16 protein-coding genes are annotated in these 17,085 nt (G+C 67.3%); 9 read left to right on the top strand and 7 right to left on the bottom strand.

Features of this window, described 5'->3' with window-relative positions; genetic code table 11:
- The first annotated feature begins 203 nt into the window (after nt 1-203).
- Genes WKI94_RS02055 through WKI94_RS02045 form a run of 3 tightly spaced genes read left to right on the top strand, consistent with a single transcriptional unit; the run spans nt 204 to nt 3,041 of the window.
- Nucleotides 204-1,091 (top strand): EamA family transporter, encoded by an 888-nt coding sequence (locus WKI94_RS02055; RefSeq protein WP_337844113.1) that lies wholly within the window; start codon nt 204-206, stop codon nt 1,089-1,091.
- Nucleotides 1,088-1,900, top strand: coding sequence for an EamA family transporter (locus tag WKI94_RS02050; RefSeq protein ID WP_337844112.1), 813 nt, complete (start codon nt 1,088-1,090; stop codon nt 1,898-1,900). The genes WKI94_RS02055 and WKI94_RS02050 overlap by 4 nt, the downstream gene beginning before the upstream one ends.
- Nucleotide 1,901: 1 nt before the next feature.
- Entirely contained in the window at nt 1,902-3,041 is a 1,140-nt protein-coding gene (locus WKI94_RS02045) for an MFS transporter (protein WP_337844111.1), read from the top strand.
- On the opposite strand, the gene WKI94_RS02040 is transcribed toward WKI94_RS02045, so the two are convergent.
- Complete coding sequence (locus WKI94_RS02040; RefSeq protein ID WP_337844110.1) at nt 3,021-4,022, bottom strand: Fic family protein; 1,002 nt, start codon at nt 4,020-4,022, stop codon at nt 3,021-3,023. The two genes, WKI94_RS02045 and WKI94_RS02040, sit on opposite strands and share 21 nt — an antisense overlap.
- A gap of 175 nt (nt 4,023-4,197) precedes the next feature.
- Between WKI94_RS02040 and WKI94_RS02035 the strand changes: the two genes are divergently transcribed.
- Nucleotides 4,198-5,691 (top strand): YifB family Mg chelatase-like AAA ATPase, encoded by a 1,494-nt coding sequence (locus WKI94_RS02035; RefSeq protein WP_337844109.1) that lies wholly within the window; start codon nt 4,198-4,200, stop codon nt 5,689-5,691.
- On the opposite strand, the gene WKI94_RS02030 is transcribed toward WKI94_RS02035, so the two are convergent.
- Both WKI94_RS02030 and WKI94_RS02025 read right to left on the bottom strand, forming a co-directional pair.
- The gene (locus WKI94_RS02030; protein ID WP_337844108.1) at nt 5,688-7,715 is read right to left on the bottom strand and encodes a molybdopterin oxidoreductase family protein; all 2,028 of its coding nucleotides are present in this window, start codon (nt 7,713-7,715) and stop codon (nt 5,688-5,690) included. The genes WKI94_RS02035 and WKI94_RS02030 overlap by 4 nt on opposite strands.
- Nucleotides 7,716-7,719: 4 nt before the next feature.
- Nucleotides 7,720-9,267, bottom strand: coding sequence for a carboxylesterase family protein (locus WKI94_RS02025; RefSeq protein WP_337844107.1), 1,548 nt, complete (start codon nt 9,265-9,267; stop codon nt 7,720-7,722).
- A gap of 61 nt (nt 9,268-9,328) precedes the next feature.
- Here WKI94_RS02025 and WKI94_RS02020 point away from each other — a divergent pair, with 61 nt between their 5' ends.
- From WKI94_RS02020 to WKI94_RS02010, 3 genes are all read left to right on the top strand, one after another.
- Entirely contained in the window at nt 9,329-9,928 is a 600-nt protein-coding gene (locus tag WKI94_RS02020) for a ribonuclease HII (protein ID WP_337844106.1), read from the top strand.
- 56 nt (nt 9,929-9,984) lie between these two features.
- Nucleotides 9,985-10,461 (top strand): DUF4384 domain-containing protein, encoded by a 477-nt coding sequence (locus WKI94_RS02015; protein ID WP_337844105.1) that lies wholly within the window; start codon nt 9,985-9,987, stop codon nt 10,459-10,461.
- Nucleotides 10,462-10,549: 88 nt separating this feature from the next.
- The gene (locus tag WKI94_RS02010; protein WP_337844104.1) at nt 10,550-11,629 is read left to right on the top strand and encodes a TRAP transporter substrate-binding protein; all 1,080 of its coding nucleotides are present in this window, start codon (nt 10,550-10,552) and stop codon (nt 11,627-11,629) included.
- A gap of 65 nt (nt 11,630-11,694) precedes the next feature.
- On the opposite strand, the gene WKI94_RS02005 is transcribed toward WKI94_RS02010, so the two are convergent.
- The 4 genes from WKI94_RS02005 to WKI94_RS01990 form a co-directional block, all read right to left on the bottom strand.
- The gene (locus WKI94_RS02005; protein WP_337844103.1) at nt 11,695-13,188 is read right to left on the bottom strand and encodes a TRAP transporter large permease subunit; all 1,494 of its coding nucleotides are present in this window, start codon (nt 13,186-13,188) and stop codon (nt 11,695-11,697) included.
- Nucleotides 13,188-13,727, bottom strand: coding sequence for a TRAP transporter small permease subunit (locus WKI94_RS02000; protein WP_337844102.1), 540 nt, complete (start codon nt 13,725-13,727; stop codon nt 13,188-13,190). The genes WKI94_RS02005 and WKI94_RS02000 overlap by 1 nt, the downstream gene beginning before the upstream one ends.
- Nucleotides 13,728-13,825: 98 nt before the next feature.
- Nucleotides 13,826-15,031 (bottom strand): MFS transporter, encoded by a 1,206-nt coding sequence (locus WKI94_RS01995; RefSeq protein WP_337844101.1) that lies wholly within the window; start codon nt 15,029-15,031, stop codon nt 13,826-13,828.
- 9 nt (nt 15,032-15,040) lie between these two features.
- Nucleotides 15,041-15,874 carry a universal stress protein gene (locus tag WKI94_RS01990; RefSeq protein ID WP_337844100.1) on the bottom strand — a complete coding sequence of 278 codons (834 nt, stop codon included), beginning with the start codon at nt 15,872-15,874 and terminating at the stop codon, nt 15,041-15,043.
- 21 nt (nt 15,875-15,895) lie between these two features.
- On the opposite strand from WKI94_RS01990, the gene folP reads away from it, so the two are divergent.
- Both folP and folB read left to right on the top strand, forming a co-directional pair.
- Entirely contained in the window at nt 15,896-16,732 is an 837-nt protein-coding gene (gene folP, locus WKI94_RS01985) for a dihydropteroate synthase (RefSeq protein ID WP_337844099.1), read from the top strand.
- Nucleotides 16,705-17,061, top strand: coding sequence for a dihydroneopterin aldolase (gene folB / locus WKI94_RS01980; protein ID WP_337844098.1), 357 nt, complete (start codon nt 16,705-16,707; stop codon nt 17,059-17,061). Before folP ends, folB begins: the two co-directional genes overlap by 28 nt.
- Nucleotides 17,062-17,085 lie beyond the last annotated feature (24 nt).

Genomic DNA, 17,085 nt, shown 5'->3' with positions numbered 1-17,085 from the left:
GAGCAGGGCCTGCAGAACCTGGGTTACCGTTTCCCTCACTGCTTCCCTCAAGATCATCTGGAGGGTATCCTGATCCATGGGGTACCTCCTCTCCCGTTGGTACCCCCATTCATACACATACCCTTACACATAATTCCTTACACGACCGACAGAAGCCCCTTGACCCACTGGTCAGAACCCCCCCGGTGTGAAAAAATGCGCCCATGCGACCCTCGGGGGCAAAGCTTCTCGCCGTACTCCTGCTTGGCATCCTGGCCATCAGCTTCGGGAGCATCCTGGTGCGGCTCGCCCTAAGGGCCAGCGGGGACACGAGCCTGGCCTTCAGCCTGGTCATGAGCGCAGGTCGGCTGGCCCTGGCCGCCCTCCTTCTGGCTCCAGGTTGGCGGAGAGGAACCCCAAGAGGGGAAGGGGTCCCTTGGGCGCTGGGGGCAGGGGCCTTCCTAGCTCTCCACTTCGCCTTTTGGATCACCTCCCTCTCCTACACCTCCGTGGCCGCCAGCACCGCCCTGGTCACCACCAACCCCGTCTGGGTGACCCTTCTCGGCTGGCTCCTCTTCCGGGAACGGCCCACCCCCCTCACCCTCCTAGGGGTGGGGGTGGCCCTTTCGGGTGGGCTTCTCATCGGGCTCGGGGACGCAAGGGGAGATGGGGGGAAAAACCCCCTCCTGGGAGACCTCCTGGCCCTTTTGGGGGCGGTGGCGGTTTCCTTTTACTTTCTCTTGGGGCGGGAAGCCCAGCGCCGGGGGCTCTCTACTCTGGAATATATCCGACTTGCCTACACCATGGCCGCCCTCCTGCTCCTGCCCCTCCCCTACCTCTTCGGCGGCGGGTATGGGGGGTACTCCCCTTCCGTGTACCTCTACATCCTCCTCATGGCGGCGATTCCTCAGCTCATCGGCCACACCAGCTTCAACTGGGCCACCCGGTACATCTCCCCGGTTCTGGTCACCCTGGCCATTCTCTTTGAGCCGGTGGGGGCAAGCCTCCTGGCCTTCCTCCTTTTCGGGGAGGTTCCGGGGCCCTTGGTCCTTTTGGGGGCGCTGGTCCTCCTGATGGGGGTGGGGCTTGCGGTGCTTGGAGGTAGGCGGTGATCCCCATCCTGCTCGCCGCCCTCCTTTGGGGCCTAGGCGGGGCCCTGGCGGGCCGGTTCATGGAGAGCATCCCCCCTGGGCTCCTCATCCCCTTGCGCTTCCTCCTAAGCTTCTTCCTCCTCCTCCCCCTCCTCCGCCGCCATCCTCCTCTTCCCGAGGAAAAACCCCGCCTCCTCCGGGTGGGCCTCGCCCTCTCCGGGGCCCAAGCCTTTTACTACCTGGCCATCCACACCACCACCGTGGCCACGGGGATCTTCCTCCAGTACCTGGCCCCAACCCTCCTCACCCTTCACGCCCTCCTCCGGGGGGAGCGCCTTCCCCGAAAGGCGCTTCTTGGGGTGGGGCTGGCCCTCCTCGGGGCCTACCTCCTGGTGGTGGGGCCTAGAGGCTTGGTGGGGGGGCCGGTGGGGCTGGCCTTTGGGCTCCTCTCTGCGGTCTCCTTCGCCGCCTACGCCGCCTTCTCCTATGGGTTAAGGACCCCACCCTTCACCAGCCTGGCCGTGGCCACAGGGGTGGGGAGCCTCCTCGCCCTGCCCGTCCTCCTCTACCACCTGCCCCTCCTCCTGGGCCTAGGCCTGAAGGAGGTCCTAGCGGTGCTCTACCTGGTGGTCTTCGGAACCGTGATCCCCTTTGGGCTTTTCCTCCTTGGGGTGAGGCAGGTGCCGGCCCGAAAGGCCACCCTCCTCGCCATGTTGGAGCCGGTGGCGGGGGCCCTCTTTGCCGTGCCCCTGGCGGGGGAGCCCTTAAGCCCAGGGGCCCTCCTGGGGGGCACGCTTATCCTGGTGGGGGTTGCCTTGAACCGGAGGTGATATGGCGCTCAGAGTCTTCCTGCTCTTTACCCTAGGCTACTTCCTCTCCTACTTCTACCGGTCGGCCAACGCGGTCTTGGCCAAGGACCTCTCCGCGGAAATGGAGCTTGGACCAGCGGAGCTTGGGTTCATGACCAGCCTCTTCTACCTGGCCTTCGCCTCGGTGCAGCTCCCCTTAGGGGGGCTTCTGGACCGGTACGGACCCCGGCTCATCACCCCTGGCTTCCTCCTTCTCGCCGCCCTGGGAAGCGTGGTCTTCGGCCTGGCCCCAAGCTTCCCCATCCTGGCCTTGGGGCGGGCCCTCATCGGGATGGGGATGGCCGCGGCCCTCATGGGCTCCATGAAGGCCTTCAGCCTTTGGTTCCCCAAGAACTACGCCACGGTGTCCACCCTCCTTGTGGGCCTGGGGGCCACAGGGGGGCTCATGGCCGCCACCCCCCTGGCCCTCCTGAAGGAGGCCTTGGGCTGGCGGGGGGTCTTCCTCCTTGGGGGGGGAGCAGTGGTCCTGGTGGCCCTCTCCATCGCCCTGGGCGTAAGGAACGCCCCTCCCGGGGTGGCCTGGCCCAAGGGTGGGGGGACGGGGGGGCTCAAAGAAGTGCTGGGCAACGGACCCCTCCTCCGGGTGGCCTTCCTGGCCCTGGCCTTTGCGGGGAGCTTTCTGGCCCTCCAGACCCTCTGGGCGGGGGCCTACGGGTACGCTCTAGGGCTTTCCGCCGTGGCGGTGGGGAACCTCCTCCTACTCTATAGCGGCGGAGCGGTCCTGGGGTTTTTGGTTTCCGGGTATCTGGCGGACCGGTTGGGAACGGCGCGGGTCCTCTTCCTCTCCGCCCTTCTCTTCGCCTTGGGACTCCTTCTCCTCCTCTTAAAAGCCCTCCTTCCCGCTTACGCCCTTTTGGGCTTCTTCGGGGCCTTCAACATTCTCACCCTAACCCAGGCCCGGGAGCTGGTCCTCCCCCACCTGGTGGGCCGGGCCACCACCCTGGTGAACCTCTTCGGCATCGGAGGAACCTTCCTCCTCCAGTGGGGGGTGGGGGTGATGGTGGGGACCTTGGGTTACGGAGCGGCCTTCCTCGGGCTTTTGGGGCTTCTCCTCCTCGGCCTAGGGCTTTACCTGCCCCTCCTACGCCCCCAGGTCAAATAGGGTGCGCTGCCACGCTCTCGCCCGCTCCTCCCACCCGGGCCGCTCGGGGGGAAAAGGGTTGGGTGCCGAGGGAGGATGTTCCCGGGTGCCCAGAAAAAGCCAGGGATGGGAAAGGGGCCGCCTTTTTCCCCCTGGCCGGTAGACCACCAAGCGCTTCCTCCGCACCCACTGGTAAACCAAAAGGCGGTCCACCCCCAGCTCCTGGGCCACCTTCTCCAGGGGCATGAGGTCGGTGTAGCGCAAAAGAGTAAGGGCCAAAAGGGTGTCCACCCTCGCAAGGAGGCTTTCGGCTAAGAGGAGGGCCAGGGGTTCAAACTGCCCGGCGTCCAAAGCCTCCAAGAGGGCCTGGGGTTCAGGGGGAGGGAAGGATTTATGGAACCCCCTATCCGCCTCCTGAAGAGCAGCGTAATACCGGCGCCGCTCCTCTTGGGAAAGACCCTTAATGGCCAAGGGGGGAAGCCCTTTTAGGATGGCCAGGTAGTTGAGGAGAATCCGGCCCACCCGCCCGTTACCATCCCGGTAAGGGTGAATGGCCTCAAAAAGGGTGTGGGCCTTGGCTAGGGCCTCGAGGACCTCCCGTGCTTGAAAGAGCCTGGGCATGAGTTGGGTGAAAGCCCGAAGATAGCTTGTGGCCTCCAAAGGAGGGCGCACCTGGGCCCCGGCGATGGTCCGCTGAACCCCATCGGCCGGCTGGCCCCTGTGACGCTCCTGGGACGTACCCTGGAAAAGCTGGGCGTGGATGGTGTTGATCAGGGCCACGTCTAGGTGCCAGGTTCCCTCTTGCAGATACTGGAAAGCCAAACCGTAGACAAACTGGGCGGTGCGAAAGTAGTTGAGGACCTCCAAAGAACCCCTCCGCCCACCCAAAACGGCCTCGAGCTCCTCATCCGTAACGAAGTAGCCCTCTATGGCCAGGGAGTGGCGGGTGTCCTCCTGGAGCATGTAGAGCCACTCCTCGCTGGCCACCTGGAGAAGAGTCAAGGGAACCCCCCCCATCCGCGAAAGGAGTGCCCTACGCTCCTGGAAAAGGGCCTGGGCTTTGTCATATGAGTCCAAGGGGCCAACCGATGGCATAGCCCTATGGTAGGGCAAAAATCTTCATGTCAACAAAAAGGGGTAAGCCCGCAAGCTGACACCTGTGTGGTAAACTCCTTCCATGCTAGCCCAGGTGCGGAGCTACGCCCTCTTCGGCCTGGAGGCGGTTCCCGTCACCGTGGAGGTGGATGTCAGCCCGGGTCTGCCCAGCTACGCCCTGGTGGGCTTGCCGGACAAGGCGGTGGAGGAGAGCCGGGAGCGGGTCAGGGCCGCCCTGAAGAACACCGGTCTCCCCTACCCCCAGGCCCGGGTGGTGGTAAACCTGGCCCCGGCGGAGCTCCGCAAGGAGGGGAGCCAGTTTGACCTGCCCATTGCCCTGGGGCTTCTGGCCGCGCAAGGGGTGGTGTCCCAAGGGGCCCTGGCCCCTTTTGCCTTCGCCGGGGAGCTGGGCCTGGACGGGAGCTTAAGGCCCATCCCCGGAGCGGTGAACCTGGCCCTAGGGTCCATATCCGAGGGGAAAAAGCTGCTCTTGCCCCGGGAAAGCGCCAAGGAGGCCGCCCTGGTGGAGGGGGTGGAGGCCTACGGGGTGGGCTCGTTGGCGGAGGCCGTGGCCTTCCTTCGGGGGGAGGAGGCGCTTCGCCCCATGGAAGGGGAGGAGGCCCTTCTGGAGGAGGCCCTTTTGGACCTCCGGGACGTGAAGGGCCAGGCCAAGGCCAAGCGAGCCCTGGAGATCGCCGCCGCCGGCCGCCACCACCTCCTCATGGTGGGCAGCCCCGGCTCCGGCAAGACCATGCTGGCCCGCCGTCTCCCCTTCCTCCTCCCACCCCTCACCCAGGAGGAGGCCTTGGAGGTGACCCGGGTCCACTCCGCCGCGGGACTTCCCGTTCGGGGTCTCCTCCGCACCCCCCCTCTCCGCGCCCCCCACCACACGGTGAGCTACGCCGGGCTCATCGGGGGTGGGGCTATCCCCAAGCCGGGGGAGGTCTCCTTGGCCCACCGGGGGGTCCTCTTCCTGGACGAGTTTCCGGAGTTTTCCCGGGAGGCCCTCGAGGCCCTGCGCCAGCCCCTGGAGGACGGGGTGGTGACCGTGGCCCGGGCCCGGGCCAGCCTCACCTTCCCTGCCCGCTTCCTCCTGGTGGCGGCCATGAACCCCTGCCCCTGCGGCTGGCACGGGGATGTGGAGCGGCCCTGCACCTGCACCCCCCTGGCCCGAAGGCGCTACGCGGGCCGCATCTCGGGGCCGCTTCTGGACCGGTTTGACCTGGTGGTGGAGGTGCCCCGCCTCACCCCCTTAGAGCTTGCCCGCGCCCCCGAGGGGGAAAGTACGGAAGCCGTGCGGGCCAGGGTCCTCCTGGCGCGGCAAAGGATGCTCGCCCGCCAAGGCCGGCCCAACGGGGAGCTTTCGGGAAGGGCCTTAAGGGCCCACCTCCACCTCACCCCAGAAGCGGAAGCCCTCCTCCAGGCGGCGGCCAAAAAGCTCCTCCTCTCCGCCCGGGGCTACGACCGCCTCCTCAGGGTGGCCCGCACCGTGGCCGACCTCATGGGCTCGGAGCGGGTGGAGGAGGCCCACGTGGCCGAGGCCCTCACCTACCGGAAAAGCCCCGACCCCGCCTAAGCCCAACGGGGCTCGGGGAAGTCGCCCAGGAGGGGGGTGACCTCCACGGGGTTGGCATGGAAGGTGCTCCCGCCCCCCAGGTCCGTGAGCCTCTCCGAGGTGAGGTGGTTGATCCCCTTCCCGTCTGGAGCCCACTTCTCCCACCAGGTGCCCTCCAGGACCACCACCCCCGGCATGGGGGCCTCCGTGACCTGCGCCCTTCGCACCACCTGGCCCCTCCTCGAGCGCACCAGGACCAGCATCCCGTCCCGGATGCCCCGGGCCTCCGCATCCTTGGGGTGGATGAGGAGGCGGGGCTCCCCCCCTTCCGCCTCCACCAGGATTTCCACGTTGCCGTAGGTGGTGTTGAGGAAGCGGTGGGCCGGGGGGGTGAGGAGGACCAAGGGGTAGCCCGGCTCCGGCTCCGTGGGGATGACCTCGGGGGGAGGGCTGAAGCGCACCGGGCCCTCTCGGAAGGGGAGGAAGGGCTTGGGGAGGTTCAGCTTGAGGAAGCCCGCCTCCTTTAGCCTCTCAAAGGTGATCCCCTGGAGATAGGGGTGGTCGGCGTCCAGGAGGCTCCTTGCCACCTCCTCCGCCGTCCAGTGGAGGGTGGGCTCCCTTAGGCCAAGCCTTTGGGCGAGCTCCCGGAAGACCCAGGTGTTGGGCCGGGCCTCCCCTTCCGGGGGCACCAGGGCCCGGTTCCAGGAGAGGTAGTAGTGGCCGTAGCTGGTGTAGAGGTCCTCGTGCTCGTAGAAGAAGGTGGCGGGGAGGAGGTAGTCCGCATGGCGGGCGGTCTCGGTCATCACCTGCTCCAGCACCACGGTGAAGAGGTCTTCCCTTAAAAGGCCCGCCCGCACCCGGCCCGTGTCCGGGGCCACCACCAGGGGGTTGGAGTTGAAGACGAAGAGGGCGCGGATGGGGGGGTCTAGCTCCAAAAGGGCCGTCCCCAGCTGGTTCATGTTCACCGCCCGCGCCCCAGGGTTCGGGCGGAAGTAGCCCTCGTGGGGGCGGGGTTTCTCCAGGAGGTGCCGCCCCCCGAGGAAGCGCCTATTGAGGGGGAAGGCCCCGCTGGTGGAGAGCATGGCCCCACAGCCCGAGTAGCGCCAGGCCCCAAGGAGGGCGGGGAGGAGGATGGCGGCCCTCAGGGCGTTCCCGCCCCCCGGGTGGCGGGTCATGCCGTAGCCCACGCGCAAGAAAACCCGCTTGGCCTCCCCCATCTCCCGGGCCAGGCGGAGGATGGCCTCCTCCGGCACCCCTGTGAGGGCGCTGGCCCTTTCCGGCGTCCAGGTCTCGGCCCTTTCCCGGAAGGCCTCGAGGCCCACCGCCGCCCTTTGCAGATAGGCCCAGTCCACCAGCCCCTCCCGGAAGAGAACGTGGGCGATGGCGTAGGCCAAGGCGGCGTCCGTGCCGGGGCGGAGCTTGAGGTGCCAGTCCGCAAAGCGGCTGGTGATGTTCTCGTAGGGGTCCAGGTGGACCACCTTGGCCCCCCTTTTCCGGGCCTCCTTGAGAAAGGGGGTGAGGTGGCTGTTGGTGGAGAGGCTGTTGATGCCCCAAAGGACGATGTAGCGGGCGTTTTCCGGGATGTCCTCGGGGTCTGGGGCCAGGCGGGGCCCGTAGGTCATGGCCCAGGCCTCGCCCCCCGCGGTGGCGCAGATGGTCTCCAGAAGCTCGCTGGCCCCGATAGCCCGGAAGAAGGCCAAAGGGTGCTGGTTCTCCACCACGCCCATGGTGCCCGCGTAGTGGTAAGGGAGGACAGCCTCACCCCCGTACCGGTCCAGGATGGCCTTAAGCCTTTCCGCGATCCCGTCCAGGGCCTCCTCCCAGGAGACCCTGACGAACCGCCCCTCCCCCTTGGCCCCCGCGCGGCGCATGGGGTGGAGGAGGCGCTTTTGGACGCGGTCCGGGTAGCGTTGGGTCTTGGCGCAGGCGAAACCCCGGGTGATGGGGTGCCCCAGGTCCCCCTCCACCTTTACGAGGCGCCCCTCCTGGAAGGTGAGGCGGAGGCGGCAGGCGTCGGGGCAGTCCAGAGGGCAGGTGGCCCGCATGGGCTTATAGTAGCCCAAGCCGCTCAAAGACGCCGCAGCGGACCTCAAAGGAGTCGGGGAGGAGGCCCACGGGGTCGTCCAATCGGAGGACGAGCCCCTTCTGGTATAGGGGCCAGCGGGGCCAACCCCCGGGCTCCCCCTCCTGGGCAAAGCGCACCCAGTAGCCCCGCATCCTCTGGCCCAGGGCTTCCGCCCGCTCGTAGGCCTCCCCAGTAAGGAAGAGGGGGAAGAAGGGCATGGCCCGGAGGTTGCCAAAGAGGGGGGCCAGGTCCAGGCCGTGGAAGGCCCCAAGGCCCTCAAACCCAGGGGCGCGGAAGGTGAAGAGGTAAGCGTAGGTGGGGGCGTGGGGGGCCTGCAGCCGGGCGGCCTGGAGGCTCGGGCAGAGGAGGACCCGGGCGGTCTCCGCCTCCCCCCAGGCCTCCTGTGGGCGTGCGAAGCGGGCCCGGTAGTGGTTGAGGAGGGCCTCGGCCTTCTCCTCAGGGAGCGTGAGGCGGAGGCGGGCCCGGAACTCCTCCCATGTCCCCGGGCCCAAGAGGGCCTGCAGCGTGGGGAAGCGGAGCTCGTCCAAAGTGGCCCCGGCGATGAGGGGCACCCCCCTGGCCCCGCCTCTTTCCAGGAAGGTCCGGGGGTCCTCCGGGACCAGGAGCCCCAGGTGGGGCTTGAAGGGAGAAAGGGCGAAGAGGGAAGGGCGACTTAAGAAGCGGACCGCGGCGTCCAAGGAGGGTTCTTGGGGCAGGAGCCCTTCTAAGGGCAGGCGGCGCAGGCAGGCGAGGTCCTTAGGGTCGCACCCCACCCCTCTGGCCCAGGCCTGCCCCAAGGGGAAGCCCTCTCCCAAAGGGCGGGCGTAGCCGCACCCCCCCGACTGGAGGATGGCCTTATGGAAAAGCCCCCAGGCCTCGGGGGTGGCGAGGAGGGTGCAGACCAGCATCCCCCCGGCGGACTCCCCGAAGAGTGTGACGTTCTTGGGGTCCCCCCCGAAGTAGCGGATGTACCGCTGGACGAAGCGGAGGGCTTCGATAAGGTCTAGAAGCCCATAGTTTCCCACCGCCTTTGGGTCTTCCGCCTCGAGGGCGGGAAGGGCGAGAAAGCCCAAAGGCCCCAGGCGGTAGTTGGGGGCCACCACCAGCACGCCCTCCTCCGCCAGGCGGTGGCCCCGGTAGATGGGCTCGGCGGCGCTCCCCGAGGAAAATCCTCCGCCATGGAGGTAGACCATCACCGGCCAGCCTTCCGGTGGGGGGAGCCTTTGGGGAAGGTAGACGTTGAGCACCAGGCAGTCCTCCCGCTGAGGGGGGATGAACCCCCCGAGGCGGGCGGTAATCCCTGGCGCCTGAGGGCAGGCCACCTCCTCCCGGCCCACCCCTTCCGGCCAGGTGGCCACGGGCCTGGGGGCCTGGAAGCGACCTGCCTCCGCATAGGGAAGCCCATAAAACGCAACGGCCTTTTCTTCCCAAACCCCTTCCGCCCGCCCCAAAGGGGTGTCCACCACGAAGGCCCACGCGGGGGAAAGGGCCAAGAGAGGCCAAAGCGCAAGCCCTCCCAACAATCCCCTCATACTTTACAACATAACCCTCTCTTTGGAGATTAGCCAGGTTAATCCTCGTAGAATACCCTCCATGACGCCCCCTACCCCCCTCGAGGCCCCCTTCTGGCAGGCGGGGCTAAAGGTGGCAGGCCTGGACGAGGCGGGCCGGGGGGCCTGGGCGGGCCCCATCGTGGTGGGGGCGGTGATCCTCCCCCCGGGGGTCTACCCCTTCCGGGACTCCAAAACCCTAAGCCCCAGGGAGCGGGAACGCCTGGCAGGAGAGGTGGAACGGGTGGCCCTGGCCTTCGCCCTAGGGGTGGCGGAGGTGGAGGAGATCGACCGGTTGGGGGTCCTGAGGGCCACCCTCCTGGCAGCAGAACGGGCTTTACAAGCCCTTCCCCTCCCTCCGGAAGCCCTGGTGACGGACTACCTGCCCCTGAAAACCCCCCTTCCCCTCCTGGCCCCACCCCGGGCGGACGGCTCAAGCCCCAGCGTGGCCGCGGCCAGCATCCTGGCCAAGGTCCACCGGGACCGGCTCATGGCGGAGCTGGACCGGCTCTACCCCGGCTACGGCTTCGCGCGGCACAAGGGCTACGGCACGGAGGAGCACCAAAAGGCCCTCCTGGCCCTGGGGCCCTCCCCCGTTCACCGCTGGTGCTTCGCCCCTATAAGCCGTCTTCCCCTCCTTTAAGGAAAGCTCAAAGCGGAGGGAAAAGGAGAGGGTATCCTGGGGGAGAGGAGGTGGATATGCGCCTAGGGCTTCTCCTGCTTGCGGGGTTCCTTTCCGCGTGCACCCTGGTGGTGGAGCCCGCGGGGCTTTCCCTCACCTACCGCCTGGACTTCGGCCGTGCCATCCTACGCTTTGAGCCCGACCGGGGGCCCGGAGGGGTTTATTACCTAGGGGAAGAGGTGCGCTTCTTTCTCACCCTGGCCGAGCCCGGCTGGGTGGCCCTTTTCGTGGAGGACCCCGACGGCCGCACCTACGGGCTGGACCGCTTCTACCTGACCCGGGGCACCCACGTCCTCCCTCCGGGAGCCTACCGCTACACCCTGGTGCCCCCCAGGGGCCTACACCGGGTGTGGGCGGTGTACACGGACCAAGCCCCCACCACCTTGCGCCTGGAGGGGGTCTACCAGGATTTTGAGGGGGTTTTAAGGCTTTACCTCGAGGCCGCCCAGGCCCGCCGCTACGACCGTGCGGAAACCTTCTTCTACCTCCGCTAGGGGGAGGGCGGTAAGTTCATGCAGGGCGGGGTTGCGGGCCCTACCCCCCCTTGGGGTATAATCCCCCCGACCGCGAAGGAGGTCAGACATGAAAAGGCGGGACTTTTTGAAGAAGGCGGGTATCGGCGTAGCGGCCAGCGCGGCCTTCGGCCCGGTTTTCGCCCAGGGGAGCCCCAGCGTGCGTTGGCGGCTCGCCTCCAGCTTCCCCAAAAGCCTAGACACCATCTACGGGGCGGCGGAGGTCCTGGCGGAACGGGTCTCCGCCCTCACGGGGGGTCGGTTCCAGATCCGCCCCTACCAGGCGGGGGAGCTGGTTCCGGGGCTCCAGGTGATGGACGCGGTGCAGCAGGGCACGGTGGAGGTGGGCCACACCGCCAGCTATTACTACGTGGGCAAGGCCTCCGCTCTGGCCTTTGACACCGCGGTGCCCTTCGGCCTCACCGCACGGCAGCAAAACGCCTGGATGTACTTTGGGGGCGGGATTGAGCTCCTCCGCTCCGTCTTCGCCGCCTTCAACATCATCCAGTTTCCCGGAGGGAACACCGGGGTGCAGATGGGGGGCTGGTTCCGCAAGGAGATCAAGGGCCTCGCCGACCTCAAGGGCCTCAAGATGCGCATCCCCGGGCCCGGGGGCCAGGTGATGAGCCGGCTTGGGGTGGTGCCCCAGGTGCTGGCGGGAGGGGACATCTACCCCGCCCTGGAGCGGGGCACCATTGACGCCACGGAGTGGGTGGGCCCCTACGACGACGAGAAGCTTGGCTTCTACAAGGTGGCCAAGTACTACTACTACCCCGGCTGGCACGAGCCCGGGCCCATGCTCTCCTTCTACGTGAACCTTAACGAGTGGAAGAAGCTCCCCAAGGAGTACCAAAAGGCCTTTGAGGTGGCCGCGGCCGAGGCCAACCAGTGGATGATGGCCAAGTACGACCAGGTGAACCCCCCTGCCCTCCAGCGCCTCATCCGGGCCGGGGTGCGCCTCAGGAAGTGGCCCAACGAGGTTATGCAGGCCGCCCAGAAAGCCGCCTTCGCCTGGTACGAGGAGGAGGCGGCCAAGGACGCCACCTACCGTAAGGTTTACACCGCCTGGAAGAAGTTCCGGGAGGAGCAGTACCGCTGGTTTGCGGTGGCCGAGCTGGGCTACGAGCAGTTTGCCTTCCCCTCGGTCTAAAAACCACCCCAAGAAAAGCCCCCGCCCTCAGGGCGGGGGCTTTTGGGTGTTCCAAGAGGACGCACCTAGAAGCCGCTCACGAAGTGCAGGATGGGGTCTTTCAGGAAGTAGACCAGGACCAAGACCAAAAGCTGGAGGAGGATGAAGGGGACACCCCCCAGGTAGATGTCCACGGTCCTCACCTCCTTAGGGGCCACGCTCCTCAGGTAGAAGAGGGCGAAGCCAAAAGGCGGGGTGAGGAAGGAAGTCTGGAGGTTGACCCCCACGAGGAGGCCAAACCAGACCTTGTCTATGTTCAGGCTTTCCGCCCCAATGGCGAGGAGGGGCAAGGCGATGAAGGCAATCTCAAAGAAGTCTATGAAAAACCCCAGGAGGAAGACCACCGCCATCACGAAGACGATGAACCCCACCTCCCCCCCGGGCAGGTTGCTGAGGAAGCCGTCCACCCAGAGGTCCCCGTCCACCCCCCGGAAGACCAGGCTGAACATGGTGGAGCCAATGAGGATGAAAATCACAAAGGCGGTGAGCTTGGCCGTTTGGTCCATGGCCTGGTAGAGGACGGGGAAGGAGAGGCACCGGTTCAGGAGGGCCAGGATCAGGGCCCCCACCACCCCCATGGCGGCTGGGGCCGTGGGGGTGGCGATCCCCAGGAGGACCGTCCCCAGGACCAGGAAGATGAGGACCAGGGGGGGGACCATGGAAAAGAGGGCCCGGCGGAGGAGGGCATTTCGGCGGATGCGGGGGAGGAGGAAAAGGGTCCAGAGGAAAAGCCCCAGGAGAACCTCGAGGCCCTCCAACCAGGCGGGTAGGCGCAGGAACTCCCCAAGCTTCCAGGCCCCCACCCCCACCAGGAGGTAGGAGAGGAGGGCAAAGGCCGCCTCCGGCTCCTTACCCGCGTGGGGCCTGGCCTCCGGGGGCAGGGCGGGGACGGCCTGGGGGCGGAGGAGGGCCACGGCGATGACGTAGAGGAAGTAAAGCCCCACGGTGAAGGCCGCGGGGATAAGGGCTGCTTTGTACATGTCCCCCACGCTCACCCCCAGCTGGTCGGCCATGACGATGAGGACCAGGCTCGGGGGGATGATCTGGGCCAGGGTGGCCGATCCCAGGATGACCCCGCTGGCAAGCCGTGGGTTGTACCCGTACTTGAGCATCACGGGCAGGGAGATGAGGCCCATGGCCATGACGCTGGCCGCCACCACCCCGGTGGTGGCGGCCAGGATGGCCCCCACGAAGACCACGCTTAAGGCCAGCCCCCCCCTGAGGGGCCCAAAGAGCTGGCCCATGGTGTCCAGAAGGTCCTCGGCCAACCCGCTCCGCTCCAGAAGAAGCCCCATCAGGGTGAAGAAGGGGATGGCCAGGAGGAGCTGATTGGACATGATGCCAAAGATGCGGTCGGGCATGGCCCGTAGGAGCGCTGGGGGAAAAAGGTCCAGGGCGATGCCCAGGAAACCGAAGACGATGCCCGTGGCCCCTAGGGCGAAGGCCACGGGGTACCCGGAAAGCAGAAAAACGATGAGCCCTAGGAACATCAGGGGGGGCATGAAGGCATGGAGGTCCATCACTCCACCACCTCCTCCCGCTCCTCTTCCAGCTGGTAAAGGCCCATGAGGTAGGCTACCCGTTTGATAAGCTCCGAAAGCCCCTGGAGGGCCAAAAGGGAAAAGCCCACCAGGACGAAGGGCTTGATGATCCAGCGGGGAAGGCCGCCGGCGTCCGGGGAAACCTCCCGGATGCGCACGGACTCCATGGCCCAGGGCCAGGCCAGGTAGAGGAGGCCCAGGCTCATGGGGATGAGGAAGAGCACCGTGCCCACCAGGTCAATCCAGGCCTGGGTCCGGGGGGAGAGGCGCCCATAAAGGAGGTCTATGCGCACGTGGGCGTTCTTCTTCAGGGCGTAGGCCCCCCCCAGGAGGAAGATGAGGGAGAAGAGGTACCACTGGGCCTCGAGGTAGGCGTTGGAGCTGTAGCTGAACCCGTAACGCAAGAGGGCGTTCCCCGCGGAGAGGAGGGCCACCGTCAGGACAAGCCAGGCGATCACCCGCCCAATGCCCTCGCTTAGGGCGTCTACGGCGTGGGCCAAAGCCAGGAGCGCTTTCATCCTTTATCCTCCCGAAAAACCCGCTTCATCCTAACGGGGTACCGGGGGAGCGTCAACCGCGCCCCTTGACGAAAAGGGCATAAAAATGCACCCTTGCCCTACCGCGCCCGGCGCACCCCCGCCACCCAAAACGCCCCGAGGAGGAAGAAGAGGGCCGCAAGGAGGAAGAGCACGGTGTAACCCAAGCCCGGCTCCTTGGCGTTCAGGAGGTCCAAAGGCCGGCCGAAGGCCCCCGCCAGCACCTGGGGCACCACGATGGAGGTCTGCCAGATCCCCATGTCCGTGGCGTGGGCTTGGGGGTCTTTAAGGACATCGGCCACCAAGGCCCAATCCGCCGCCAGGTACATGCCGTAGAAAAGGCCAAAGAAAAGGCCCAGGAATAGGAGGACCTCGTACCGAGGCAAGGCCAGGAGAAAGGGCATGAGAAGGGCAAGCCCCACCCCCGAGAGGTAGATCACCGGCTTGCGGCCCAGGCGGTCCGAGGCCCGGCCGGCAGGGACGCTGGAGAGGGCGGCCCCCAAGGAGATGAGGAGACCCAAAAGGGCCACCGCCTGGAAGGGTTCCTCCGTAAGCACCCGCCCAAAGGCCTGGAAAGCCCGCGCCACATCCGCCAGGTAGTACTGAAGGTAGGTTTGGGCCAGGTAAAAACCCAGCATCACCAGGAAGCGGGTGAGGTAGACCAGGCGGAAGTCGGCATCGGCGAAGGGGAGGAAGAGGGCCTGCCGGAGGGGCCTGGGGTTCGGGGCAAGCCCCTTGGGCGGCATCACCCCCAGGGTGAGGGCCGCGGCCAGAAGGTTCAAGAAGGCGGCCAGGTAGGCCTGGGGGGCGAGGGGCAGGAGGAACCCCACCGCCCCCCCCAGGATCTGCCCCAGGACCTGGAGGACCCCCATGTACCCCGAGGCCAGGCCCCGGCTCCCCTTGGGCACCAGGTCGGGGATGAGGGCGGAGTAGGGCCCCGTGGCCAGATCGTCCGCCACCTGGAGGAGGAGGTAGGCCAGGAGAAGGTGGGCAAAACTTGGAGCGTGGGCCAGATAGAAGAGGGCGAAGGCGGTGAGGAAGGCCCCGAGGAGGAGGAAGGGCCGCCTCCTTCCCAGGCGGTCGGAAAGGAAGCCCATAAGGGGGGGGCCCAGGATGGCCATCACCGCCCCTAGGCCAAAAAGGAGGCCGAGCCGGCTCGCCCTTTCCCCCTCTGGGGAAAGCTCCGCCACCCGGGCGGGCAGGAGGACAAGGAGGACCAGGAACCACTTAAAGCTGGTGGCGAACCAGTAAGCGGAGAGGCGGAGGTACCAGCTGGGCCCGTGCACGGGGGGATTCTACCAGCGGGTGGCCTCGGGAACCACCAGCAGGGGAAGCTCCGCGTGGCGCAAGGCGGCCTCCACCATCTGCCCCAGGCGGTGGCGCCAGGTGCGCTTGGCCTTGGAACCGAGGACGAGAAGGTCCGCCTTGAGGCGCTTGGTCGCCTCCAGGAGGTCCGAAGCCTCCTCCCCCTTCATGGCCTGGACCTTAAGGCCAAGCCGCTGGCCCAAAAAGGCCTCCGCCCGCTCCAACACCTGGGCCAGGCCGAGGCCCTTGGGATCCAGGTAGGTGGGGTAGCAGCACCCCCCTTCCCCGCTCACCAGGTGCAGGCCCACCACCTCGGCCCCTAGCTTTTCCCCAAAGGCCTGGGCCAGCCGGGCTGCCGCCAGGGCTGCGTCCCCCTCGTCCACCCCCACCGCGATCCGGGCCGGGCGGACGAGGGGGTGGTGGGGGGGCACCAGGAGGACGGGGACCTCCCCCCGGTGGAGGAGGTAGCGGGCGATCCCCCCCCGGGCCAGGCGCTCCAGGGGGGCTTCCCCCATCTGGCCCAGAACCACAAGCTTGGCCCGGGTGGCCTCCCCGCCCACCACAAAGGCGGGTAGGCCCCGGAGGACCTGGGCCCTAAGCCCCTGGGCCTTAAGGGCCTCTTCCACCCGGGCTTCCACCTGGTCCAGGAGGGCCAGGATGGGGTCTTTAAGCTCGGGGAAGTGGTGGGTCAGGCCCTGGAAGTAGGGGTCGGGGATGACGTGGAGGAGGTGGGGCTCGAGGCCTAAGGCCTCTCCCAGCGCCCCCGCCGTGGCCACCACGCTCTCGTAGGTGGCCCCAAAGTCCACCGCCGCCAGGAGCCTCATGAGGCCACTATAATCCAAGGCGTGCTCTGGCTTCGCGACCGGGCCCTCCCCCTAGACCGCCCCCTCCTTATGGGCATCCTCAACCTCACCCCCGACTCCTTCTCCGACGGGGGGCTCTACCTGGAACCGGAGGCGGCCCTAAGGCGGGCGAGGGAACTCCTGGAAGAGGGGGCGGACCTCTTGGACCTTGGGGCCGAGTCCACCCGCCCCGGGGCCGAGCCGGTGCCGGTGGAGGAGGAGAAAAGGCGGCTCCTTCCGGTCCTCGAGGCCGTTCTCTCCCTAGGGGCCCCGGTCTCCGTGGACACCCGCAAGCCCGAGGTGGCGGAGGAGGCCCTAAGGCTTGGGGCCCACCTTCTGAACGACGTGACGGGCCTCAGGGACGAGCGCATGGTGGCCCTGGCGGCCCGGTTTGGGGTGGCCGCGGTGGTCATGCACATGCCCGTCCCCGACCCCAAGGCCATGATGGCCCACGCCCGCTACACCGACGTGGTGGCGGAGGTGAAGGCCTTTCTGAAGGCCCAGGCGGAACGGGCCCTTAGGGCGGGGGTACCCCAGGTGGTCCTGGACCCTGGCTTTGGGTTTGGGAAGCACCTGGAGCATAACCTGGCCCTCCTTAGGCGCCTCGAGGAGATCGTGGCCCTGGGCCACCCGGTCCTCGTGGGCCTCTCCCGCAAGCGGACTATCGGGGAGCTCACGGGGGTGGAAAACCCCAGGGAACGGGTCCTGGGCAGCGTGGCCGCCCACCTCTTCGCCCTCCTGAAGGGGGCCCACATCCTCCGGGTGCACGATGTGAAGGCCCACCGGGAGGCCCTGAAGGTCTGGAGCGCCCTATGGGAGAGATCGCCCTCCTCGGGTTAGAGTTCTACGGCCGCCATGGGGTCCACCCCGAGGAGGGGCGGCTTGGGGCCCGGTTCGTGGTGGATCTCTGGCTGGAGGTGCCCTTTGAGGGCCGGGGGGACCTTTTGGAGGAGACCGTGGACTACGCCGCGGTCTACACCCTGGTGGAGGGGATCGTGCGGGGCAAGCGCTTCTACCTCATCGAGGCCCTGGCGGACCACCTGGCGGAGGAGCTCCTAAAGGCCTTCCCCCGCCTCCAGAGGGTACGGGTGCGGGTGCACAAGCCCCACGCCCCCATCCCCGGGGTCTTCCGGGACGTGTACGCGGAGACGGAAAAAGCGCGCTCCTGATGGACTCTTTGACTTCTTATCTTG

The organism is Thermus sp. (assembly GCF_037444525.1).
Taxonomy (GTDB): Bacteria; Deinococcota; Deinococci; order Deinococcales; family Thermaceae; genus Thermus.
Note: the sequence above shows the minus strand (reverse complement) of the source record. Positions and strands in the feature narration are given on the sequence as shown.